This is a genomic window from uncultured Friedmanniella sp., from assembly GCF_964244285.1.
Taxonomy (GTDB): domain Bacteria; phylum Actinomycetota; class Actinomycetes; order Propionibacteriales; family Propionibacteriaceae; genus Microlunatus.
In genome coordinates this window covers 73,884-94,815 of sequence record NZ_CAXTHT010000006.1, presented here as the reverse complement: position 1 = coordinate 94,815, position 20,932 = coordinate 73,884, and the positions used below count along the sequence as shown (strand labels likewise).

Sequence of the window (20,932 nt, the reverse complement as noted above, 5' to 3'; positions counted from 1 at the left end):
GAGGGTGCAGGCCGACCACGACCTGCACCCTCAGGAGGACGTCGAAGTGCCTCTCCCAGCAGGACGTGCCGACCCCCCTCCGACGGACACCATCGAGTCATCGACCAGCGCCCGACCACCCCGGCCGGGCCGTCCGAGAAGGAGAAGTTCGATGACTCGTTCACGCAAGCTCACCGGTGCACTCGCCGCGGCCGCCGCCGTGATCGGCGGGGTGGGCACCTACGCCCTCGTCGCCACGCCCGCCGATGCCGTCCCCGGCGCCCAGGAGAAGTGCACCTTCGGCCTGAAGACCATCAAGGTCGAGGACGGCTGGCAGCAGCTCGGCCTCGGCGTCACCCTGAACAACGGCAAGGTCAGCCGCAAGGCGATCTCCCAGCTCTCCGCGGACATGGGCGTGGTCACCGACGCGGAGATCCGGGTGGGCTACTCCGTGGACGGCGGTGCCGTCCAGGAGAAGGTCTACGGACCGGGCAACCTGGCCAACCACACCGAGTTCTGGCAGACCCGCAGCACGATCGCGGTGATCCCGCTCGGTCCGGGCCGGCACACCGTCCGCCCCTACTGGCGGATCAGCGGCGCCAAGGGCACGAGCGGCGCGTTCGAGGACGGCTGCTTCACCGTCGAGTCCAAGACGTCGTAGGCCGTTCCCCGGTGCCGATCTCGCAGGGGTCTCCGAGTGCCGGTCCGGCTCAGCGCCGGGCCGGCACCGGCTCGTCCGGAGCGAGGACGTGCCGGCGGTAGGCGACGGCGACCGCCGCGGCGCGGTCGCGCAGGTCGAGCTTGGTCAGGATGCGGCCGACGTGGGTCTTCACCGTCGTCTCGGCGATCGTGCAGTGCTCGGCGATCTCGTGGTTGGAGAAGCCGTGGGCCACCAGCCGGAGGACCTCGCGCTCGCGGGCGGTCAGCTCGGGCACCCGGTCCGCAGATGGGGCGACCGGACCAGGACGTGAGGAGAAGTCGGCCAGCAGCGCCCGCGTCACGGCCGGGTCGAGCCAGGCCTGACCGGCCGCCACGGCGCGGACCGCCCGGGCCAGCTCGTCGGGTGCGGTGTCCTTGAGCACGTAGCCGGAGGCGCCGGCCCGCAGCGCGGACCGGACAGCCTCGTCGGCGGCGTAGGTCGTGAGCATCAGCACTGCCGAGCGGTTTCCCGGGTCGGCCAGGATCGCCGTCGCCGTCTCGACCCCGTCCAGGCCGGGCATCCGGACGTCCAGCACCACCACGTCGGGACGCAGCTCGAACGCTGCCGCCACGCCGGCGGTGCCGTCCGCGGCCGTGCCCACCACCTCGAGGTCGGGCTCGAGCCCGAGGATCATCGCGAGACCCGTCCGCACCAGGCGCTCGTCGTCGACCAGCAGGACGCGGACGCTCACGCGAGGACCAGCTCGGCGGTGCCGTGACGACTGGAGGCCGCGGCTCCCGTGGGCAGGAGGACACGGACGGCGAAGCCCGGCTGCCCCGGGCGCGTCCCGGTCTCCAGCTTGCCGCCGCTCAGCTCGACGCGTTCGGCGAGCCCGACCAGGCCGTAGCCGCTCCGGCCCGGTGAGGGCGTGGGGCGACCGGGTGGCGGCCCGCCGTCGACGACCTCGATGCCCAGCGCGCCCGGCTGCCAGCTCAGGGTCAGCGTCGCGGTCGCGCCGGCTCCGGCGTGCCTGACCACGTTGGTCAGGGCCTCCTGGACCACCCGGAACGCCGTCAGGTCCGTGCCCGGGTCGAGGGAGCGGGGTGCCCCCCGATGCCGCACGTCCACCCCGATGCCGGCCGCCTGCACTGGCCAGAGCAGCAGATCGAGGTCGGCGACGCTATGCCGTCCCGGATCGTCCTCGGCGGTGGGCCCGGTGGCCCGAAGCACCTCGAGCAGACGGCGCAGCTCGACCACCGCCTGCTGGCCCAGCTCCTCCACCGCACCCATCGCCTCGGCGGCCCGGACCGGGTCGCGGCCGTTGAGCCGGCGGGCGCCGGCCGACTGCAGCACCATCACCGAGACGGCGTGGGCCACCAGGTCGTGCAGCTCGCGTGCGACGCGCAGCCGTTCGGCCTCGAGCGCGGCCGTGGTCTCGGACTCCTGCTGCTGCAGCCGACGGGTCGCGCGTCGCCGGGCGGCGGCGCTGGCTCCCCAACGCCCGGCGGCGAAGGTGGCGGTGTCGAGCCCGGCGTAGACCAGGGCCACGGCGAGCACGTCGAAGCCGCTCAAGCCGGCGCCGCCGAACGAGGCCTCGTACGCGACGGCCGTCCCGTGCGCCGCGAGGACGGCGGCGAGGGCAGCCAGGGCCTGCCGGCGCGGGGCCCAGACGGCGGCCGGGTAAAGCGCCACCAGCAACGTGACCAGCGGCCGGGAGCCGAGGCCGGCGGTCAGCAGCGCGGCGTACGCGGCCAGGACGGCGCAGACGCCCACGGGGGCGCGGCGACGCAGGGCCAGGACGGGCAGCATCGGCAGACCGGCGGCCAGCACCAGGGCCGGCGGTTGGAGGCCGGCCCAGCCGACCTGGTCCGACGCGTCGGCCAGCGTGGTGAACAGCGCGAGGTCCAGCCCGACCGCCAGCACGGCCACGGCCACCGTCCGGGTCGCGACCCCGGCCCCGCCCGCGGAACCGGAGGGGAGTACTAGTCCCATCGGAAGATCCGGCAGAGGGAGAGCTGGGCCGACCTCGGCGGCCCGGTGGTGACGGCGAAGCTGGCGGGAACGGCGGCGGGAGGCCGCCCGGCCCCGCGCATCGGCCGGGCCACCGCGGGCGCCAGCCGGGAGCGGTGGGCGAGGCCGTGGAACCGGTCCGGGCCGAGGCTCAGCAGAGCGCCGCGGCTGCCGCGGTCGGTGTCGGCAAGGGCCTCGACGATCGCGTCGTCGGGCACCCGGGCGCCCAGGACGACGGGGAAGCGCGAGCCGGTCGCCAGCCGGACGCCGGCAACGTTGGTGCGCTCCGGCGCTCCTTCCAGCCGGAGGTAGACGACCTCCACCGGAGTCGTCCACTCATCGGCGCTGCCGTCGGCGGCGACCACGCGGACGGCGAACGCGGTCCGGTAGCCGAGTGCGAGGGGCCAGGGTGAGAATGCGGCGACGTCGGTGCCGACCAGCACCCCGGCCACGCCGCCGATCCGTCCGCGGGGCCCGTAGAGGTGAGCGCTCGGGTTGGCCGTGCGCGGGTCATCGGTCACAGCGGCATCCTCCCGCGGCCCGCTGACGCAGGCCTCACGGACAGGAGGTTCGCTGATGCGCGCTGATACATGGTCGCTAGCCCGGCAGGACGGGGAGGCCGAAGAGGGGGGCGACGATGGTGTCGTAGACCCAGTAGGCGACCACCAGCAGGCCGAGGACCGCCGCCGGGCCCCAGCGGCGTCGACGGAGCCGGCGGCCCTGCTCCGCGACCCGGTTGGTCGCGGTTCCCGAGCCGGCGTCCCCGCCCAGGGCGAAGACCGGACGCTCCGGATCGGGCACCCCCTGCTTCGCGGCCGCGGCCGCGGCCGCGACCGGGGGGGAGGGGGCGGGGGTCGAGGACGTGTCCGGTCCACTTTCGAGCAGCGCGAAGTCGTCGCGGTAGCGCTCGGTGCGACGCACCGTCCGTGCGACCACGGTCGCGACCACCTCCTGCAGCCAGGCGTACGTCCGGGGGGCCAGCAGGTCGAAGGGGCTGCCGTAGACGAAGAGCGTGTCGTCGATGATCTCGACGTCGTAGGTGCCGAGCCGGTCGATGAACAGGGCCATCAGGTCGGGGGTGAAGATGCCGAAGGCGTCGCGGCCGTAGTTGTCCGGGGCGTAGAGGGTGAAGTGCTCGTCGAACTCTCCGCCGAGGGCCAGCCGCTGGTCGGGGGCGAGGTCGACCGGCAGGTTGGAGGTCTTGATCCCGAAGGTGCTGCGGTTGTTGGCCTTCGCGTCCAGCAGCAGGTGCGGCAGCCGCCGGTCGAGGGTGATCGCCACGTAGCCCCAGTGGTGGACCTGTGGCTGCTCGTCGTTCTCGCCCTGGACGGCGTAGCGGTAGTTGCCGATCTCGAGCGGCCGGCCCGCCGTGGTGGTCAGCCGCCGCTCGGCAACCCGGTCCTGGCCCGTCAGGAAGATCACCCCGGGGTGGGCGACCTGCTCGTCGTGGCCGTAGCGGAGGTCGTTGGCCGCGGCGAACCCCACCAGCCGGTACGCCGTCTCCCACCAGATGCGGGGGATCCGCAGCGAAGCGACCAGGCGGATGACGTGGACGACCGCCAGGAGCGCCGCGACAAGAACGAGGGCCACAACGGCGACGATGACCAGGTTGAGCGGGAACGGCGCCTCGAGGGTGAACTCCCAGACGGCCTCGACCAGGCTCCAGCGGCCGATCCAGAGGAAGAAGCCCAGTCCGACGAGCGGCACCAGGGCTGGGACCAGCTGGCCGGCCACGTCGGAGACGCCCGGCCGGCGGGCGCCCGTGGTCATCACCCGCCACGGCTTGCCGGACGCCTTCGAGTCAGCGACGAACGCGCTGAGCTCCGCCTCGGCCAGCGGGGCGGTCAGCGGCGTGAGGTCGAGCCGGCGCGCGGGCGAGGGCGGGGGACTCGGTGCGCTCACGGCTTCCTCCTGGGGCTCGGACGACATGGCCCGCGCAGGCAGCGTAGGGGCTGGACCAGGCCGTCCGCAGGGTCGCATCCGTCTGGCGGGCCGACGCCGGAGAAGTCGGCCCGATCGGGCAGGGTCGGCTGCCCGGCCGCGTCTCTCAACCGAAGAACTTCTCCGCGGGCGTCCAGGTCGACCGGTCGTCGAGGTCGGCGGCGTAGCTCAGCTGTTCCGCGATGGCCAGCAACGTGGGGATCTCGGCGGACCGGTCGGGATAGGGGCCGGTGTCGCTCGGGGTGATCCCGACGCAGATGTGGTGGCTCTGCACCGGGACGCAGACCCGCGGGCTCGTCGGCTTGTCGTCCAGCAGGGCCGGCAGGCCCTGGATCGTCACGGTCCGCCCGGCGGGTGCGCGCAGCACCTCCGGGCCCAGCAGCGAGATCTGCAGGTCGCTGTCGGGCAGGCCGAGCTCGACCCGGCCCACGTAGAGGTCGGTGGTCCCCCGCCCGAGGTCCTGCTCGATCTGGGCGAGCTGGTAGCCCTCGGGTAGGGAGTCGAGGCCGAACGGCAGGGTGACCGAGGAGTGGGTCAGCCGGACTGCCGCCGCCACCGTGTCGATCGGACCCGGCTCCAGGCAGGACACCTCGACCCAGGAGTCGCCCCCCAGGCGCCACATCAGGTACGGGCCCTCGGCTCCGGCGCCGTCCCGGACCGCCGGCCGGCCCTTGAACCGGGTCGCCACCTTCTCCCCGACCTTGTTGTCCGGCCCGCCCTGGCCCGGCGCTGAGACCGAGACGTAGCACGAGTCGTCCTGGCCCGGCCCGAGGCTCACCCCGGTCGACTCCTCGAAGGCGCTGATCGAGCGGTGGGTTATCCGCAGACCGTCGGACTCGACGACGCGGTGCCGCAGCGCCCACGTCGTCCGGACGTCCGGTTGGTCGAGGGGGCGGTCGACCATCAGGTCCGCGGGTCCGCCGCACCCGGTCAGCAGCGCGAGCGCGGCGACGACTGCGAGGCTGCTGCGGCGCGGGCCGTTCATGCCTGCTGACGGTACGCCGACCAGCCTCGCACCGGCCAGCCTCACGCCGGCCGGCTCAGCCGTCGACGAGCCAGGTCGTGGTGAAGCCGGCGAAGCCGCCGGACATCCGGTAGTCCAGCTGCAGCGCTTCGCCTCCGGGCGGGCGGGGGGCCAGCGGGATGATCTTGGGACCGTTCAGGGTCGGGAAGTCGGCGGCGGTGCTGCCGTCGGGCATCGTCAGCTCGCCGGTCAGCCGCAGCGCGTCGGCGCGCGGGTCGGGCACCTCCAGACGGACCGACACCGTCGGGTCCAGCGGCCGGGCGGCGAAGGCGCCGGACCACACGGCGACCGGGTCGCCGGTGGCCGTCCAACCCGAGGTCCCCCACAGCTGCGGGTCCTGGTCGTAGGTCGACCAGTCGTGCCGCAGGGCGACGACGTGGAACCCTTCGAACTGGTCGTCGGTGGCCACCGGCTGGACGAACGTCCGGTACGCCGCCGGCAGGCAGCGCGTCCGTGGGTCCACGACGGCGCGATCCACCAGCGCGTTGTAGACCTCGACCAGGTGCTCCTCCACCAGCCCCGTCTCGACCATCTCGACCAGGGCGACGTCCACCGTGGGCAGAGCCACCAGCCGCGCGTCACCCTCGACCACGGTGATCACGTCGTTGTAGCCGTTGCGTCCGACGGTGTCGCGGAGGAAGCGGCAGAGCACCGGGTCCTGCTCGACCGCGTACACCCGGCGGGCGCCGGCGCGGGCGGCGTAGAGGGAGAGGATCCCGGTCCCGGCTCCCGCGTCGAGCACCGTGTCGCCCGGTCGGACGGTGGCCTCGACCACCCGGCCCAGCGTCCCGGTCCGGCGCCGGTCACGGAGGCAGGCGTACGGAAAGTCGGTCGAGGACCAGAGGTCGCTGACGTCGGACAACAGGCTCCTCGCCGTGGGGGGACGGTGGCCGAGTGTAGGCGGCCGGTTCGACCCCCGACCGGGCAGCGGGGCTTGATCGCACGTAAAAGGCTCGTGACTAGGAACGACGTGACATACTCGGCGAACATGCCGGTGTTCCAGCCCCGGTCTCTCGACGATGGCGTCGGACTCATCGAAGGGATCCCCCCGTGCTTCGACATCACGCCGCTGTCGCGCGCCCGCGCCCCGGACGGCTGCTCGTCCCGCTGATCGCCACGGCGGTCGCGACCACCGCTCTCACCGGATCGGTCACTCCGGCCCAGTCGGCCACGGTGACTGCGGGCGCGGCCATCACGGTCCGCGGCACCTCCGGCGGCAGCAGCACCGGCACGTCGTCGGTCGAGGTGACGGCCCCGAGCGGCGTCGTCGCCGGTGACGTCCTCGTCGCCCGGGTGGCCAACCGGGGCGACGTCACCGCCGAGCTGACCGGGGCCGGCTGGGAGGAGGCCGGGACGACCCACAGCTCCGCGATGGTCAAGTCCGTCGTGCTGACCCGGGTCGCGACCGCCGACGAGCCGGCGAGCTACACCTTCGGCTCCAGCGTCGAGACCCCGCTGGTCGCCAGCGTCAGCGCCTTCGACCACGTCGATACCGTCGATCCGGTCGACACCTACGCCGGCAAGGTCAACGGCAACGTCGCCACCTTCACCACGCCGACGCTCAAGTCCACCGCCGGCAACGCGATGGCCGTCTGGTTCGGCACCCAGCTCTCCACCGGCAGCAACTGCGACGCGCTGCAGATCACCCCACCGTCGAGCTTCACCGAGTCCCTGGACAGCTGCCTGCCGGCGAGCTCCGGCCTGGCCATCGAGACCTCCTACGACCAGCTCGGAGCGGCTGCGTCCCGCAAGGGGCTCGTGGGCCGCTCCGGTGCCGCGCGGACCAACGTCACCCAGGTGCTGACCCTGCGCCCGGCCGCCGCCGTCCAGGCCGCGGACCGCTACGTGGGCGCGTCGGTCGACGTGGGCAAGCTCTGGAACGGCTACGCGGCCGACGGCAGCCACGACACGGCCCTGCCCGACAGCGAGCTGCACGAGCCGTCCGGTCTGGCCGCGAGCCGGGTCAACACCGGCGTCCAGTACGTGCACAGCGAGTCCGACGTCGAGGGGATGGTGGCCGTACGCACCTCCGACGCCCGGGTCGTCGGCCGCTACGACGTGGCCATCCCGGACCAGTGGGACTGGGAGGACATCGCGACCGGCCCCTGCCCGACGGGCAGCTGCATCTTCGCCGGCGACATCGGCCTCTTCAACGGCCTTCCCCACCCGCCGTCCACCTTCGCGGTCTACCGCGTGACCGAGCCCGACCTCGCGGCCGGTGAGACCTCCGGCACCCTGACCGGGGACTGGTTCCGGTTCCGCTACCCCGACGGCGTGCACAACGCCGAGGCGCTGATGGTGCACCCGACCACCGGCCGGGTCTACGTGATCACCAAGGAGGAGAGCGGGGTCAGCGGGGTCTACGCCTTCCCGACCACGCTGCCGGCCGCCTCGGCCACCACGGTCACCACGCTGACCAAGGTGGCGACGCTGCACGTGCCCACCTGGACCGGGGACCCGAGCGACACCCACGCCGCCACCTGGTACGCCCAGGTGAGTGCCGCCGCCATCCACCCGGCCGCCAACCGCTTCCTCATCCGCACTCCCTACATGGTCTGGGAGTACCGCGGCACCACCGGCGGCTCGTTCGACACCGCCTTGGCCGCGACGCCGGTCGCCCTGACGGCCCCGAGCGGTGAGCAGCAGGGCGAGGCGATCGAGTACGCACCCGACGGCTCGGCCTACTACACGTTGAGCGAGCGTCCTGCGCCCCCGTTCACCCTGAAGCGGGTCGACCGGCGCTGACTGCTCCGAGACATCGAGTAGGGAGGTGCCGCGTACTCGCTGCACGATGTCGTGCTCGTCGCCGCCCGCCGGCCCCGTCGACCGTCCCCGAGCCCGCCGAAGGGCTAGGCGGGCGCCACCTCGAGCGTCATGACGCAGTTGCCCTTGCCCTTGGGCCGCTGGTAGTCGAAGCCCAGGCGCTCGTACATGGTGCGGGTGGCGTTGTAGAGGAAGGACGACGACGTCTTCTTGCCGGGCGGGAGGTCGTGCGGGTAGGCCTCCACCAGGCCACCGCCGGCGGCGGCGATCAGGCCGAGCGCGCCCCGGACGGCGACCGCAGCCATCCCGCGCCGGCGGTAGCGACGGTCGACGAAGAGGCAGGTGATCCGGAAGTCCGGTGTCTGCTGCCGCTCCTGCTCCCACTGCTTGCGGTGATGGATGTTCCCCAGCTCGGTGACGGTGCCGTACTGGGCCCAGGCGATCGCCTCGTCGGCACCGTCAGGGGGTTCGCCGTCCTCGGCTGCGGGGGCGAACACCAGCGCGGCGTGGGCCCGGTCCTCGTGCACCAGCTGACGCTTGAAACCGCAGTTGCCCAGCTCCTTGCGCTCGGGCGGGTCCGGGTAGAGGTGGAACCAGGTGCACCAGCAGCCACCGAAGACGCCGTTGTGCCGCCCGGCGAGAGCCTCGAAGTCAGGCCAGGTGGCCGGGCTCAACGGCTTGACCGGGTAGCCGTCGACCTCCAGTGCTGCGCTGCTCACCTCGACACCGTACGAGCAGTTCCGGACGAGCGGCTTCCGGATCTCTTCCGAGGATCAGTCCCGGTCCGACAGCGCCCAGGAGGCGGCGGCGGAGGCGGCGGTGACCGTCAGCACCGACGGCCAGGCCCCGATCCGCTTGGCCAGCGGGTGGGAAGCGCCGAAGCCCAGCACGTACACGGCACTGAGCACGCCCGTGACCGCCGGTCCCCGCTTGGCCAGCCAGGTCCGGCCGGCGTAGACCCCGGCCAGGCCCAGCACGAGGCCGCCCAAGGGTCGGATGCCGGTCTCGCGTGCGGTCAGGTAGCCCCCCAGCAGGCCGAGGGACACCAACGGGGCGGTGGACACGTTCGCGGCGGGGGTCAGGGGCACGACGCGACGATAGCGCGGGCCCCGAGCCGCTCCCGGCTCCGGCGAGGAGGATGCTGGTGTGGTCCGATCGCGCACCAGCATGGAGGCTGACGATGACCGCCACGGCCGAGCCCGGCACCCGCACCCCCGAGTTGCCCACCGGCGGCTCCCCGATTCCCCCGACCATGCAGGCGGTGATCTGCCACGGTCCCGAGAACTACGTGCTGGAGACGGTGGCCGTCCCGCGCCCGGGACCGGGCGAGGCGCTGGTCCGGGTCGAGGCCGTCGGCATCTGCGCGAGCGACCTGAAGTGCTACCACGGGGCGTCGAAGTTCTGGGGCGACGAGAACCGTCCGGCCTGGGCCGAGACCGAGGTGATCCCGGGCCACGAGTTCGTCGGCACCATCCTCGAGCTGGACGAGGCCGCGGCCGCACGGTGGGGCGTCGCCGTCGGTGACCGGGTGGTCGCCGAGCAGATCGTTCCCTGCGAGCAGTGCCGCTACTGCCGCAACGGCCAGTACTGGATGTGTCAGCCACACGACATGTTCGGCTTCAAGCGGCGCAACCCCGGTGCCATGGCGGAGTACATGGTGTTCTCCGCCCGAGCCCGGGTGCATCAGGTCTCGGCTGAGCTGCCGCCGGCCCACGCCGCGTTCGCCGAGCCGCTGGCCTGCTCGCTGCACGCGGTCGAGCGTGCCGACATCCACTTCGAGGACGTCGTCGTCGTCGCCGGCTGTGGCCCGATCGGACTGGGCATGATCGCCGGCGCCAAGGCGAAGAATCCCAAGCTCGTGGTCGGTCTCGACATGGCCCAGGACAAGCTGGACCTCGCGCTGGAGTGCGGGGCGGACCTGGTGATCAACATCGGCAGCGAGGATGCGGTGGCCACCATCAAGGAGCTCACCGACGGCTACGGCGCCGACGTCTACCTCGAGGGCACCGGGCACCCCTCGGCCGTGGCCCAGGGGCTCAACCTGCTGCGCAAGCTGGGCACCTACGTCGAGTACAGCGTCTTCGGCAGCGACGTCACCGTCGACTGGTCAATCATCAGCGACGACAAGGAGCTGGACGTCCGCGGCGCCCACCTCGGACCGCACTGCTGGCCGGCGGCGATCCGGATGATCGAGTCCGGGCGGCTGCCGATGGACAAGATCTGCACCCACCAGCTGCCGCTGGCAGAGTTCCAGCAGGGCCTGGACCTGGTGGCGGCGGGCAAGGAGTCGATCAAGGTTTCCCTGATCCCATGATCAACTGCTCATGATCGACTGCTCGTGAGCTGGCGCAGGTGAGTCACGCCGAGACCCTGTGGGTGGGGACGAGCTGGAAGATGAACAAGACGCTGGCCGAGGCCGCGGCGTTCGTCGATGAGGTCGCCGCCGCTCCCGTTCCGGAAGGTCTGCAAGCGTTCGTGCTGCCCCCGCACACGGCGCTGGCCAGCGTCCGGGCACGGCTGCCGCAGGACTCGCCGATCCTGCTGGGGGCGCAGAACGCGCACTGGGGGCCCGAGGGCGCGGGCACCGGCGAGGTCTCGATGCGGATGGTCCGCGACGCCGGCGCGACGCTGGTGGAGATGGGGCACTCGGAGCGGCGGGCGAGCTTCGGCGAGACCGACGAGACGGTGGGACTCAAGGCCGAGGCCGCCCTGGCTCACGACCTGGTGCCGCTGGTCTGCGTCGGCGAGCCGGCCGAGGTCCGCGACGCGGGTGGGGAGCTGGAGTTCGTCGCCGGCCAGGTCCGGGCCGGCCTGTCGCGGCTCCCGGAGGACGCGGTGGGGCGGGTGCTGGTGGCCTATGAGCCCATCTGGGCCATCGGTGAGCACGGCCTGCCTGCGCGGCCCGACCAGATCGCTCCGGTGATGGCCCTGATCGCCGAGGTGGCCGCCGGGCTCTCGGCCGGTACCGGGCTACGGGCGTTGCTCTACGGTGGCGGCGTGGACCCCAGCAACGCCGCCGACCTGCTCACCGACCCCCACACCGACGGGCTCTTCGTCGGCCGCGCCGGCTGGGATGCCGCCGGCTTCCTGCGGCTGCTGCAGCTCTGCGCCCCTTTCGCCCCACCGACCGCCTGACCCTGAGCCGCCTGACAACGATGCTGGAGGATTCATGACCCACGTCCACAACGACCCCGCCGATTTCAAGACCGACGTGCTGCGCGGCTTCGCGCTGGCCTACCCGGCGTACGTGGAGCGGGTGGCCGAGGCCTCCGGTTTCGTCCGGGCGGGCGGACCCGTCGACGGCAAGGTGAGCCTGCTGCTGGGCGGTGGATCGGGGCACTACCCGTCGTACTCGGGCGTGGTCGGCACCGGTTTCGCCGACGCGGCAGTGCTCGGCGACCTGTTCGCCTCCCCGTCGGCCGAGCAGGCCTACCGCGTCGGACGGGCCGCTGAAGGCGGCGCCGGGCTGATCATCGCGTTCGGCAACTACGCCGGCGACCGGCTGAACTTCGCCGTGGCCGCCGACCGGCTGCGCGCGGAGGGGATCGACACCCGGATCGTCTACGTGACCGACGACATCGCCTCCGGGCCCGCCGACCAGCAGGACCTCCGCCGCGGCATCGCCGGCACCTTCACCGTCTACAAGATCGCCGGCGCAGCCGCCGAGGCCGGCCTGGACCTCGACGAGGTGGAACGGGTGATGCGCGCGGCGAACGCCGCCACCTACTCCTTCGGCGTGGCCTTCGAGGGCTGCACCATGCCGGGGGCGGACGAGCCGCTGTTCCACGTCGAGCCCGGCTCGATGGACTTCGGCCTGGGGATCCACGGTGAGCCGGGGATCAGCTCCGCACCCTGGATGCCGGCCCACGAGCTGGCGGCCACGCTGGTCGAGACCGTGCTGGCCGAGCGGCCCGAAGGGGTGAGCGGCCGTGCCGCCGTGCTGCTGAACGGGCTGGGAGCCACCAAGTGGGAGGAGCTGTTCGTGCTCTGGGGCGAGGTGGCCACCCTGCTGGGCGACGCCGACGTCGAGCTGGTGGCCCCCGAGGTCGGCGAACTGGTGACCAGCCTGGACATGGCCGGCTGCTCGCTGTCGGTGACCTGGCTGGACTCCGAGCTCGAGGGCTACTGGGTCGCCCCGGCCAGCACGCCAGCGTTCCGGCGCGGCGACGCCGTGGCCCGGCAGCGCAGCACGCCGCGGGAGCGGAAGGTGCCCGATACCAGCGCCGCCGACGCCGAGGAGGCCAGCGACGCCTCGCTCGCCGCCGCCGTCGTGGTCAAGCGGGCGGTGGCCGCACTCCGCGACACCGTCGAGCAGCACAAGGAGCACCTCGGCCAGCTCGACGCCGTGGCCGGGGACGGCGACCACGGCATCGGCATGTCCCGCGGGGCGACGGCCGCCGCGGAGGCCGCTGAGGCCACCGAGGGCGGCGTGCAGACCGTCCTGAGTGCGGCGGGAGCGGCGTTCGGCGACCGCGCCGGCGGGACCAGCGGCATCCTGTGGGGCGTCCTGCTCGACGGGGTCGGCCAGGGCCTCGGGAACACCGAGGAGCCGACCGCCGAGCGGGTGGCCGCGTCGGTGCAGCAGGCGGTGGAGAAGCTGCAGACCTTCAGCAAGGCCGAACGCGGCGACAAGACGATGCTCGACGCGCTCTTCCCCTTCGTGGAGACGCTCACCGCCGAGACCGGGGCCGGGCAGCCGTTGGGGGCCGCCTGGAACAAGGCGGCCGAGGCCGCTGTTGCCGCAGCGGAGAGCACGGCCGAGCTGACCCCGAAGATCGGGCGGGCACGGCCGCTGGCCGAGCGCAGCGTGGGTACCCCTGACCCGGGGGCCGTCTCCCTCGGCCTGATCGTGACCGCGGTCGGTGAGGTGCTCGCCTCGCCCGACGCGGACTGACCTACCCGAACAACCAGGAGGACACCAGATGAGCCCCATCCGACTGCTGGTCGGCAGCGACAGCGCCGGCTTCGACTACAAGGACGCGATCCTGGCCGACATGCAGGCCGACGAGCGGGTCACCGTGACCGACCTCGGCGTCTACGCCGGGGACCTGGACGGCGGCTCCTACCCATCGGTGGCCATCGCGGCGGGAGAGCAGATCCGAGCCGGCGAGGCCGACCGTGCCATCCTGTTCTGCGGCACCGGCATCGGCGTGGCCATCGCAGCGAACAAGGTGCCCGGCATCCGCGCCACCGTCGCCCATGACTCGTTCAGCGTCGAACGCTCCATCCTGTCCAACGACTGCCAGGTCCTGACCCTGGGGCAGCGGGTCATCGGGCTGCAGCTGGCCCGCCGGTTGGCGAAGGAGTGGTTGGGCTACGTCTTCGACCCGACCACCCCGTCCGGCCCCAAGGTCACCGAGATCACCGACTACGAGGACTCCCTCACCGGCTGACGCACACCGGTCGGCTCGTCGGCGGCACCCGGAAGCACTGCATCTGGGCGTGGGTCCCCCGGGGAAGCAAGGAAACCTGCACCGCGCAGGTGTACCTGCACCGAGGAGAACCATGACGTCGCAGCCGACCGAGGGCACCGCGCAGCCGACCGAAGGGACCGGGGGCGCCGAGCCGCAGTCCTGGACCCAGCTGGGCAAGGAGATGTGGTCCTACCTGACGGGTCGCGGAGCCGCCATCAACTACAAGCTGGTCGACATGACCGTCGAGGTGCCGCGCGACACCGGTGCGGACGCGCCCCGGGCGACCTGGAAGTTCGACGGCACGCTGCAGATCACCACGACCGACAACGCGTCCTGACCGGGTGTTCACACCTCACGACGAGACCTGTCATGGCCCTGCAGCTTCGTGCTGACCTGACCTTCACCGTCGACGTGCCCCCGCACGCCGGCCGTGGTGCGCACCCGACCCGTTGCTCGGGCCGGGTGCGTGCGGAGGGTTCTCAGGTCGAGGTCCACCTCTCGCCGATGCCGTCCCTGGGCGGCTCGGCCACCCGTCCGCTGGTGCGGCCGTTGGCCCAGCAGCTGGACGACCTGGGCCTCACCGTCCAGGTCGAGGGTCCGGACGGGCCGCTGGTCCGCCTCGGCTCCGGCGTCCGTGCCCCCTGGTGGCAGCAGCTCGTGACGCGCAGCTCGCGGATCCACCTCGTGTCGGTCCGGGCCCTGACCCGGTCGATCGGAGGTCCGAGGATCTTCGAGGTCGCCCTGCCCCCCGCCGCCGTCCTGCCGGCGGTGTTCGACCGGCAACGCAGGCCTCGGCGTCGCGTCGAGGTGGCCCTGCGCCAAGGCCTGCGCCGGCTGACGGGCCACCGACGCTAGTGGGGACCGGCCGTCGGGCTCAGGCCGCGCGACGGAGCCTGTCGGCCGCGTCAGCCTCCGCCGAGTCGGCGTCGTCAGCACTGATGACCTCAACGGTGATGACCTCTCCGCTGATCACCTCGCCGGCCCCGGCCTCGGCGGCGGGCCCGCTGGTCAGGGCGACCTCCGGCTCGGGCGTGAGGGACTCGAGCGGGGAGGAGCTGCGATGGTCGGCCTGGTTGGCCAGCACGACGGCGAGGTAGGGCATGAAGACCGCGACCGCCAGCAGCACCCAGCGCAACCAGCCGTCGACCACGATCATGGCCAGGAAACAGGCCATCCGGAAGGCCATTGCCAGGGTGTAGCGGCGGACGCGGCCCGACAGCTCGGTACTGGCGGCCCCGCGCGCGCTGGTGATGACGGTCGGCTGCGACCGGTGGCCGGTCAGGGTGGCGTCGTTGCCGGTGGGGGTGCTCGTCGTCATGCGACGAGCATAGGTTCGCTCCGGCCGCGAGCGGTGGCGGCGCGGGGTCGGGTATCTCACGCATCCACCGGTGCGCCGTTGCCGAAGGGCCCTGGTCGGCACGGGAAGGGCGGCCAAGCCGGCGCTTGGCTTACCATGACCGGACCGGAGGCCCTCAGACGTGGCCTCCGGTTGGCGTCGGGGGATGGACGCGAAGGTGGGGTCGATGGGTGAGCCAAGGGCGGCGACCGCTGACGGTCTCGACCTGCCCGCAGCACCGCCCCGATCCCGTCGCTCTGCTCGGGCCCGCGTGCTCGGCCTGGCCGTGATGGATCTGGCGAACCCGTTCTTCGCCGACGTGCTGCACGCGATGGCCGATGCGGCCGCCGACGCTGGGTACGCCGTCCGGATGGGGGACAGCGGGGGTGATGTCGAGCACGAGGCGGCCCATCTCCGTACCTTCGAGCAGCAGCGCCTGCACGGGGTGCTGCTGGCCCCGATCGGGGAGATCCCCGAGCAGGTCGGGCGGCTGCGCTCGCGGGGTATCCCGGTCGTGCTGGTGGACCGGGCCAGCGACGACCCGGGCTCCTGCTCGGTGGCCGTCGACGACGTGGAGGGTGGCCGGCTCGCCGTCGCCCACCTGACCGACCAGGGGCACCGCCGGATCGCCTTCGTCGGTGGTCCGGGCAGCCTGCACCAGGTGCGGGACCGGCTGCTGGGTGCCAAGCTGGCCAGCGCGGGCTACGGCGACCAGCTGCGGCTGCGGACGGTGCTCACCACCGTCCTGGACGTCGCCGCGGGCCGCAAGGCGGCGGCCGGCCTGGTCGCCCTGCCGCCCCAGGAACGGCCCACCGCCGTCTTCGCCGCCAACGACCTGCTGGCCATCGGGCTGTTGCAGGGGCTGGTCGGCGCGGGTTTGCGCGTTCCGGAGGACATCGCGCTGGTGGGCTACGACGACGTCAACCTCGCGGCCGCCGCTGCCGTCCCGCTCAGCTCGGTCCGCCAGCCGCGCGCCCAGCTGGGCCGTCGGGCCACCGAGCTGCTGCTCGCGGAGATGGTCGATGCCGCCCGCGGCGTGCCGCACCGGCACCAGCAGGTGCGCTTCGTCCCCGAGCTGGTGGTCCGCGCCTCCTCGACCACCGAGACCGGCGGGGCGGGCCCCGGCCGCTGACCGTCGCCCCCACGCCTCCGACAGGGCCACGTGGCGTCTGGCGGTGAGTGGGAACGTTTATCCTGCTCGCACGAGGAGCGTCGGCACGAGGCCGCAGCACAAGCCTGGCCTGCGCACGGGACGGCGACGCGAAGATGGGACGAGGGTGGCGCGCAAGGCCTCGATCAGCATGAAGGACGTGGCCGCGCTGGCCGGCGTCTCCCTCGGCACCGTCTCCAACGTGGTCAACTCACCCGACCTGGTCAGCGGGCCCACCCGCCAGCGCGTCGAGGTGGCCATCGCCAAGCTGGGCTGGGTCCCGAACGAGTCGGCCCGGCAGCTCCGCGCCGGCCGCAGCCGCTCGATCGGCATGGTCGTGATGGACATCAGCAACCCCTTCTTCACCGACGTGCTGATGGCCGTCGAGGACTGCGTCCAGGAGCACGGCTACTCCGTACAGGTGGGCAACAGCGCCTCCCAGCCCGAGCGCGAGGGGGCCCAGCTGCGGCTGTTCGAGCAGCAGCGGGTCCGCGGGGTGCTCTGCGCGCCGATCTGGGGCCTCAACGACCGGGTGGAGGACCTGCGTCGGCGCGGCATCCCGGTGGTGGTCGTGGACCGGGCCGGCGATGAGGGCGGCATCTGCTCGGTGTCGGTCGACGACGTCGAGGGCGGCCGGCTGGCCGTCGCCCACCTGCTCGAGCTGGGCCACCGCAGCATCGCCCTCGTGGGCGGTCCGAGCCGGCTGCAGCAGGTGCGTGACCGGCGGCTGGGGGCCGACCTCGCCCTCGCCCAGCACGGCGGCGAGGCCCGGCTCCTCTCGATCTCCACCCCTGGTCACGACCCCGGCTCGGGGGTCGCGGCCGCCGACGAGCTCGTGGCCCTCCCGGACGGGGAGCGGCCGACGGCGGTGTTCGCCATCAACGACCTGCTGGCCATCGGGCTGCTGCAGGGCTTCGTCACCCACGGGCTGCGGGTGCCTGAGGAGATGGCCATCATCGGCTACGACGACATCGCCTTCGCCGCCTCGGCCGCCGTGCCCCTGTCGTCGGTGCGCCAGCCCCGGGCCGACCTCGGACGCCGCGCCGCCGAGCTGCTTTTCGACGAGATCGAGGCCGCCGACAACGACCTGCCGCACGAGCACCAGAGCGTCCGGTTCACCCCCAGCCTGGTCGTCCGCCGGTCCACGGTCCCGAGCCTGTCAGAACGGGGAAGGGCTATGGCCCACTGAGGTTCTGACCGGTCGGCAGGTAACGGCGCGGCCGCAGAACGGCGGCGGACTGGCGGCGGAGCTCGTCGAGGTCGGCGGGCAGCAGGCCGGCGGCCCGCGCCTGGACGGCGAGGTTGCCCAGCGCCGTCGCCTCCACGGGGCCGGCCAGTACCGGGCGTCCCGTGAGGTCAGCGGTGAGCTGGCAGAGCAGCTCGTTCTGGCTGCCGCCGCCCACCAGGTGGAGCAGGTCGACCTGCTGACGGGAGAGCCGTTCGGCCGCGGCGAGCGTCCGGGCGTACCCCTGGGCCAACGAGTCCAGGACGCAGCGGACCAGCGCCGCCCGGGACTCCGGTGGCGGCTCGCCGCGCTCGGCGCAGAAGGCACGGATGCGGGCCGGCATGTCGCCCGGCGCCAGGAAGACCGACGCGTCGGCGTCGACCACCGGTCCACCGGCCGGCAGCTCGGCCGCCTCGGCCAGCAGCTGCCCCTGGTCGGGGGACTCCCCGGCCTCCCGCCAGCTGCGCAGGGACTCCTGCAGCAGCCACAGCCCACCGACGTTGCGGAGGTACCGGGTGCGACCGTCCACCCCGCCCTCGTTGGTGAAGTTGGCCTCCCGGCTGGCCCGGGTCAGGACCGGCTCGTCCAGCTCCACCCCCACCAGCGACCAGGTGCCGCAGGAGACGAAGCCCGGGTGTCGCCCGGTGGCCGGCACCCCGACCACGGCGGACGCGGTGTCGTGCGATCCGACGGCGACGACGGTGGTGGCGGGGGGTAGGCCGGTCCGGGCCTGAACCCCCGGCGCCAAGGCGGCCAGGGTCTCGCCCGGGCTGATCAGCGGCGGAAAGAGGTCGCGCGGCAGCCCCAGGGCGTCGAGGATCTCGGTCGACCAGGTCCGGCTCCGGGCGTCCAGCAGCCCGGTGGTGGAGGCGTTGGTGACCTCGGTCCGCAACGACCCGGTCAGCCAGTAGGCCAGGAGATCCGGCAGCAGCACCGCGTGGCGGACGCGGGACCAGAGTGGTCCCCGTTGCTCGGCGGCGAGCTGGTAGAGGGTGTTGAAGGGCAGGAACTGAAGCCCGGTCACCTCGTACAGCCGCTCGCGCCCCACCCGTCGATGCACCTGCCCGACGACGGCCTCGGTCCGGTCGTCCCGGTACGCCACCGGCTCGGCCAGCAACCGGCCGTCCGCGTCGAGCAGCCCGTAGTCCACCGCCCAGGTGTCGATCCCGAGGCTCACCACGTCGGGGTGGCGCCGGCCGAGCTCGGTGAGCCCGGTCAGGACCTCCTCGTACAGGCCGGTCAGGTCCCAGCGCAGGTGCCCGTCGGCCCGCGCAGCCCCGTTGGGGAAGCGGTGAACGACCTCCAGCGCGAGGCCGGCCCCGGTGAGGCGACCGGCCACCACCCGGCCGCTCGAGGCTCCGATGTCGATGGCCCCGAACACCCGCTCCTCGGCACGCTCGCGACGTGAGGTCACCGCAGAAAGGCCGCGGCCACGCCGGCGTCCACCGGGATGTGCAGACCGGTGGTGTGGCTCAGGTCGGCCGAGCAGAGCACGAAGACCGCGTTGGCCACGTTCTCGGGCAGCACCTCGCGCTTGAGCAGCGTTCGCTGGGCGTAGTAGGTGCCGAGGTCCTCCTCGGGGACGCCGTAGACCGCAGCCCGCTTGGCGCCCCACCCACCGGCGAAGATGCCGGAGCCGCGGACCACGCCATCGGGGTTGATCCCGTTCACCTTGACCCCGTGCTCGCCGAGCTCGGCGGCCAGCAGCCGGACCTGGTGGGCCTGGTCGGCCTTGGTGGCGGAGTAGGCGATGTTGTTCGGCCCGGCGAAGACCGAGTTCTTGCTGCTGATGTAGACGACGTCGCCGCCCAGCTGCTGCTCGATCAGCACCTTGGCCGCGGCCCGCGACACCAGGAACGACCCCTTCGCCATCACGTTGTGCTGCAGGTCCCAGTCGGCGACGGTCGTGTCGAGCAGGGACTTCGACAGCGACAGCCCGGCGTTGTTGACCACCAGGTCCAGCCCGCCGAACGCCAGCACCGCCGCGTCGACCGCCGCCTGGACGGCCTCCTCGTCGGACACGTCGACCGTGATCCCCACCGCCACGTCGCTCGAGCCGAGCTCGGCCGCCGCGGCCCGGGCCTTGGCGAGGTCCAGGTCGGCGATGACCACGCAGGCGCCTTCGGCGGCCAGTCGGGTGGCGATCGCCTTGCCGATGCCGGACGCGGCCCCGGTGACCAGGGCGATCCGGGAGGCGAGCGGCTTCGGCTCGGGCATCCGGGCGAGCTTGGCCTCCTCGAGCGCCCAGTACTCGATCCGGAACTTCTCGCTCTCCTCGACCGGCGTGTAGCTCGAGACGCCCTCGGCGCCGCGCATCACGTTGATCGCGTTCAGGTAGAACTCCCCGGCCACCCGGGCGGTCTGCTTGGTCGCGCCGTAGGAAAACATCCCCACGCCCGGCACGAGGATGACCAACGGGTCGGCTCCCCGGATCACCGGCGAGTCCGGGCCGGCGTGCCGGTCGTAGTAGGCCTGGTAGTCGGCGCGGTAGCGCTCGTGCAGCTCGGGCAGCCGAGCGATGAGGTCCTCGACGCTGGTGCCCGCCGGGAGGTCCACCAGCAGCGGCTTGACCTTGGTCCGCAGGAAGTGGTCGGGACAGCTGGTGCCCAGCTCGGTCAGCCGTGGCGCCTCGGCGGCGGCGAGGAAGTCCAGCACCCGGGCGTCGTCGCTGAAGTGCCCGACCATCGGCTTGTCGGCCGAAGCGACCGAGCGCAGCGTCGGGGCCAGCGCGGCCGCCTTGGCGCGCCGCTCGCCTTCCGGCAGCGCCGCGTAGCCCTCGCGCACCGGGCCGAAGGGCTCGGGCCGGGAGTTCGCCTCCAGGTAGGCGGTGGCCGTGGCGATGATCTCGAGGCTGTTGGCCTCGGCCTCGGCCGACGTCGCGCCCCAGGCGGTGATCCCGTGGCCGCCGAGGATGCAGCCGATGGCCTCGGGACGCGACGCCTGGATGCGCGAGATGTCCAGTCCCAGCTGGAAGCCCGGACGACGCCACGGCAGCCACGCCACCCGGTCGCCGAAGACCTTGGCGGTCAGCTCCTCGCCGTCGGCGGCGGTGGCCAGGGCGATCCCGGCATCCGGGTGCAGGTGGTCGACGTGCGGCGCGTCGACCAGCGCGTGCATGGCGGTGTCGATGCTCGGCGTCGCCCCGCCGAGGCCGTGCCGGCAGTAGTCGAACGCGGCCACCATCTCGTCCTCGCGCTCGACGCCTGGATAGACCGAGGCGAGCGCCCGCAGCCGGTCCAGCCGCAGCACCGCCAGGCCAGGCTCCGTCAACGTCCCCAGGTCACCGCCGGAGCCCTTGACCCACAGCAGCTCGACAGGCTGCCCGGTCACCGGGTCGGTCTCGGTGCCCTTGGCCGAGGTGTTGCCGCCGGCGTAGTTGGTGTTCGCCGGGTCCGCGCCCAACCGGTTCGATCGGCCGAGCAGCTCGGCCACGGTCTGGTTCATGATCAT

21 protein-coding genes are annotated in these 20,932 nt (G+C 73.0%); 10 read left to right on the top strand and 11 right to left on the bottom strand.

Going from position 1 to position 20,932, the window contains the following annotated elements; all coding sequences use genetic code 11:
- Nucleotides 1-151: 151 nt before the first annotated feature.
- Complete coding sequence (locus tag ACFE7W_RS15140; RefSeq protein WP_375425641.1) at nt 152-640, top strand: hypothetical protein; 489 nt, start codon at nt 152-154, stop codon at nt 638-640.
- Between the two features lie 49 nt (nt 641-689).
- Here the strand turns inward: ACFE7W_RS15140 and ACFE7W_RS15135 are convergent, their stop codons facing one another.
- From ACFE7W_RS15135 to ACFE7W_RS15110, 6 genes are all read right to left on the bottom strand, one after another.
- Nucleotides 690-1,370, bottom strand: coding sequence for a response regulator (locus ACFE7W_RS15135; RefSeq protein WP_375425640.1), 681 nt, complete (start codon nt 1,368-1,370; stop codon nt 690-692).
- Nucleotides 1,367-2,611: a sensor histidine kinase gene (locus ACFE7W_RS15130; RefSeq protein ID WP_375425639.1), complete on the bottom strand. Its 1,245-nt coding sequence runs from the start codon at nt 2,609-2,611 to the stop codon at nt 1,367-1,369. The genes ACFE7W_RS15135 and ACFE7W_RS15130 overlap by 4 nt, the downstream gene beginning before the upstream one ends.
- Nucleotides 2,602-3,150, bottom strand: coding sequence for a hypothetical protein (locus ACFE7W_RS15125; protein WP_375425638.1), 549 nt, complete (start codon nt 3,148-3,150; stop codon nt 2,602-2,604). The genes ACFE7W_RS15130 and ACFE7W_RS15125 overlap by 10 nt, the downstream gene beginning before the upstream one ends.
- Nucleotides 3,151-3,226: 76 nt before the next feature.
- The gene (locus tag ACFE7W_RS15120) at nt 3,227-4,531 is read right to left on the bottom strand and encodes a hypothetical protein (RefSeq protein WP_375425637.1); all 1,305 of its coding nucleotides are present in this window, start codon (nt 4,529-4,531) and stop codon (nt 3,227-3,229) included.
- 145 nt (nt 4,532-4,676) lie between these two features.
- Nucleotides 4,677-5,555, bottom strand: a complete 879-nt coding sequence (locus ACFE7W_RS15115; RefSeq protein ID WP_375425636.1) for a hypothetical protein — start codon at nt 5,553-5,555, stop codon at nt 4,677-4,679.
- Between the two features lie 55 nt (nt 5,556-5,610).
- Nucleotides 5,611-6,456, bottom strand: a complete 846-nt coding sequence (locus ACFE7W_RS15110) for a 50S ribosomal protein L11 methyltransferase (protein ID WP_375425635.1) — start codon at nt 6,454-6,456, stop codon at nt 5,611-5,613.
- A gap of 188 nt (nt 6,457-6,644) precedes the next feature.
- Between ACFE7W_RS15110 and ACFE7W_RS15105 the strand changes: the two genes are divergently transcribed.
- Nucleotides 6,645-8,339, top strand: coding sequence for a hypothetical protein (locus ACFE7W_RS15105; protein ID WP_375425634.1), 1,695 nt, complete (start codon nt 6,645-6,647; stop codon nt 8,337-8,339).
- 104 nt (nt 8,340-8,443) lie between these two features.
- On the opposite strand, the gene ACFE7W_RS15100 is transcribed toward ACFE7W_RS15105, so the two are convergent.
- On the bottom strand, nt 8,444-9,076 hold the full coding sequence (locus tag ACFE7W_RS15100) for a GNAT family N-acetyltransferase (RefSeq protein ID WP_375425633.1): 633 nt from the start codon (nt 9,074-9,076) through the stop codon (nt 8,444-8,446).
- A gap of 54 nt (nt 9,077-9,130) precedes the next feature.
- A complete protein-coding gene (locus ACFE7W_RS15095) occupies nt 9,131-9,445 on the bottom strand; it encodes a hypothetical protein (RefSeq protein ID WP_375425632.1) in 315 nt (104 codons plus the stop codon).
- A gap of 92 nt (nt 9,446-9,537) precedes the next feature.
- Here ACFE7W_RS15095 and ACFE7W_RS15090 point away from each other — a divergent pair, with 92 nt between their 5' ends.
- The 6 genes from ACFE7W_RS15090 (at nt 9,538) to ACFE7W_RS15065 (ending at nt 14,626) form a co-directional block, all read left to right on the top strand.
- Nucleotides 9,538-10,671: an alcohol dehydrogenase catalytic domain-containing protein gene (locus tag ACFE7W_RS15090; RefSeq protein ID WP_375425631.1), complete on the top strand. Its 1,134-nt coding sequence runs from the start codon at nt 9,538-9,540 to the stop codon at nt 10,669-10,671.
- 38 nt (nt 10,672-10,709) lie between these two features.
- On the top strand, nt 10,710-11,492 hold the full coding sequence (locus tag ACFE7W_RS15085) for a triose-phosphate isomerase (protein ID WP_375425630.1): 783 nt from the start codon (nt 10,710-10,712) through the stop codon (nt 11,490-11,492).
- Nucleotides 11,493-11,526: 34 nt separating this feature from the next.
- Nucleotides 11,527-13,251: a dihydroxyacetone kinase family protein gene (locus ACFE7W_RS15080; protein WP_375425629.1), complete on the top strand. Its 1,725-nt coding sequence runs from the start codon at nt 11,527-11,529 to the stop codon at nt 13,249-13,251.
- A gap of 28 nt (nt 13,252-13,279) precedes the next feature.
- Nucleotides 13,280-13,750: an RpiB/LacA/LacB family sugar-phosphate isomerase gene (locus ACFE7W_RS15075; RefSeq protein WP_375425628.1), complete on the top strand. Its 471-nt coding sequence runs from the start codon at nt 13,280-13,282 to the stop codon at nt 13,748-13,750.
- Nucleotides 13,751-13,862: 112 nt separating this feature from the next.
- Nucleotides 13,863-14,108, top strand: coding sequence for a hypothetical protein (locus tag ACFE7W_RS15070; RefSeq protein WP_375425627.1), 246 nt, complete (start codon nt 13,863-13,865; stop codon nt 14,106-14,108).
- Between the two features lie 32 nt (nt 14,109-14,140).
- Nucleotides 14,141-14,626, top strand: a complete 486-nt coding sequence (locus ACFE7W_RS15065; RefSeq protein WP_375425626.1) for a hypothetical protein — start codon at nt 14,141-14,143, stop codon at nt 14,624-14,626.
- Between the two features lie 19 nt (nt 14,627-14,645).
- Here the strand turns inward: ACFE7W_RS15065 and ACFE7W_RS15060 are convergent, their stop codons facing one another.
- Nucleotides 14,646-15,089: a DUF3099 domain-containing protein gene (locus ACFE7W_RS15060; RefSeq protein WP_375425625.1), complete on the bottom strand. Its 444-nt coding sequence runs from the start codon at nt 15,087-15,089 to the stop codon at nt 14,646-14,648.
- 205 nt (nt 15,090-15,294) lie between these two features.
- On the opposite strand from ACFE7W_RS15060, the gene ACFE7W_RS15055 reads away from it, so the two are divergent.
- Both ACFE7W_RS15055 and ACFE7W_RS15050 read left to right on the top strand, forming a co-directional pair.
- Nucleotides 15,295-16,239, top strand: coding sequence for a substrate-binding domain-containing protein (locus ACFE7W_RS15055; protein WP_375425624.1), 945 nt, complete (start codon nt 15,295-15,297; stop codon nt 16,237-16,239).
- 145 nt (nt 16,240-16,384) lie between these two features.
- A complete protein-coding gene (locus tag ACFE7W_RS15050) occupies nt 16,385-17,446 on the top strand; it encodes a LacI family DNA-binding transcriptional regulator (protein WP_375425623.1) in 1,062 nt (353 codons plus the stop codon).
- Here ACFE7W_RS15050 and ACFE7W_RS15045 read toward each other — a convergent pair.
- Together ACFE7W_RS15045 and ACFE7W_RS15040 are read right to left on the bottom strand one after the other, a co-directional pair.
- Nucleotides 17,433-18,896 (bottom strand): rhamnulokinase family protein, encoded by a 1,464-nt coding sequence (locus tag ACFE7W_RS15045; protein WP_375425622.1) that lies wholly within the window; start codon nt 18,894-18,896, stop codon nt 17,433-17,435. The genes ACFE7W_RS15050 and ACFE7W_RS15045 overlap by 14 nt on opposite strands.
- Nucleotides 18,893-20,926, bottom strand: coding sequence for a bifunctional aldolase/short-chain dehydrogenase (locus ACFE7W_RS15040; protein ID WP_375425621.1), 2,034 nt, complete (start codon nt 20,924-20,926; stop codon nt 18,893-18,895). Before ACFE7W_RS15040 ends, ACFE7W_RS15045 begins: the two co-directional genes overlap by 4 nt.
- Between the last annotated feature and the right edge of the window lie 6 nt (nt 20,927-20,932).

Excerpts from the sequence above, each read along its gene's own strand:
- ACFE7W_RS15070 (WP_375425627.1), top strand. The coding sequence starts at position 13,863 with ATGACGTCGCAGCCGACCGAGGGCACCGCGCAGCCGACCGAAGGGACC.
- ACFE7W_RS15055 (WP_375425624.1), top strand. The coding sequence starts at position 15,295 with ATGGGTGAGCCAAGGGCGGCGACCGCTGACGGTCTCGACCTGCCCGCA.
- ACFE7W_RS15080 (WP_375425629.1), top strand. The coding sequence starts at position 11,527 with ATGACCCACGTCCACAACGACCCCGCCGATTTCAAGACCGACGTGCTG.
- ACFE7W_RS15090 (WP_375425631.1), top strand. The coding sequence starts at position 9,538 with ATGACCGCCACGGCCGAGCCCGGCACCCGCACCCCCGAGTTGCCCACC.
- ACFE7W_RS15060 (WP_375425625.1), bottom strand. The coding sequence starts at position 15,089 with ATGACGACGAGCACCCCCACCGGCAACGACGCCACCCTGACCGGCCAC.
- ACFE7W_RS15140 (WP_375425641.1), top strand. The coding sequence starts at position 152 with ATGACTCGTTCACGCAAGCTCACCGGTGCACTCGCCGCGGCCGCCGCC.
- ACFE7W_RS15130 (WP_375425639.1), bottom strand. The coding sequence starts at position 2,611 with ATGGGACTAGTACTCCCCTCCGGTTCCGCGGGCGGGGCCGGGGTCGCG.
- ACFE7W_RS15040 (WP_375425621.1), bottom strand. The coding sequence starts at position 20,926 with ATGAACCAGACCGTGGCCGAGCTGCTCGGCCGATCGAACCGGTTGGGC.
- ACFE7W_RS15115 (WP_375425636.1), bottom strand. The coding sequence starts at position 5,555 with ATGAACGGCCCGCGCCGCAGCAGCCTCGCAGTCGTCGCCGCGCTCGCG.
- ACFE7W_RS15075 (WP_375425628.1), top strand. The coding sequence starts at position 13,280 with ATGAGCCCCATCCGACTGCTGGTCGGCAGCGACAGCGCCGGCTTCGAC.
- ACFE7W_RS15065 (WP_375425626.1), top strand. The coding sequence starts at position 14,141 with ATGGCCCTGCAGCTTCGTGCTGACCTGACCTTCACCGTCGACGTGCCC.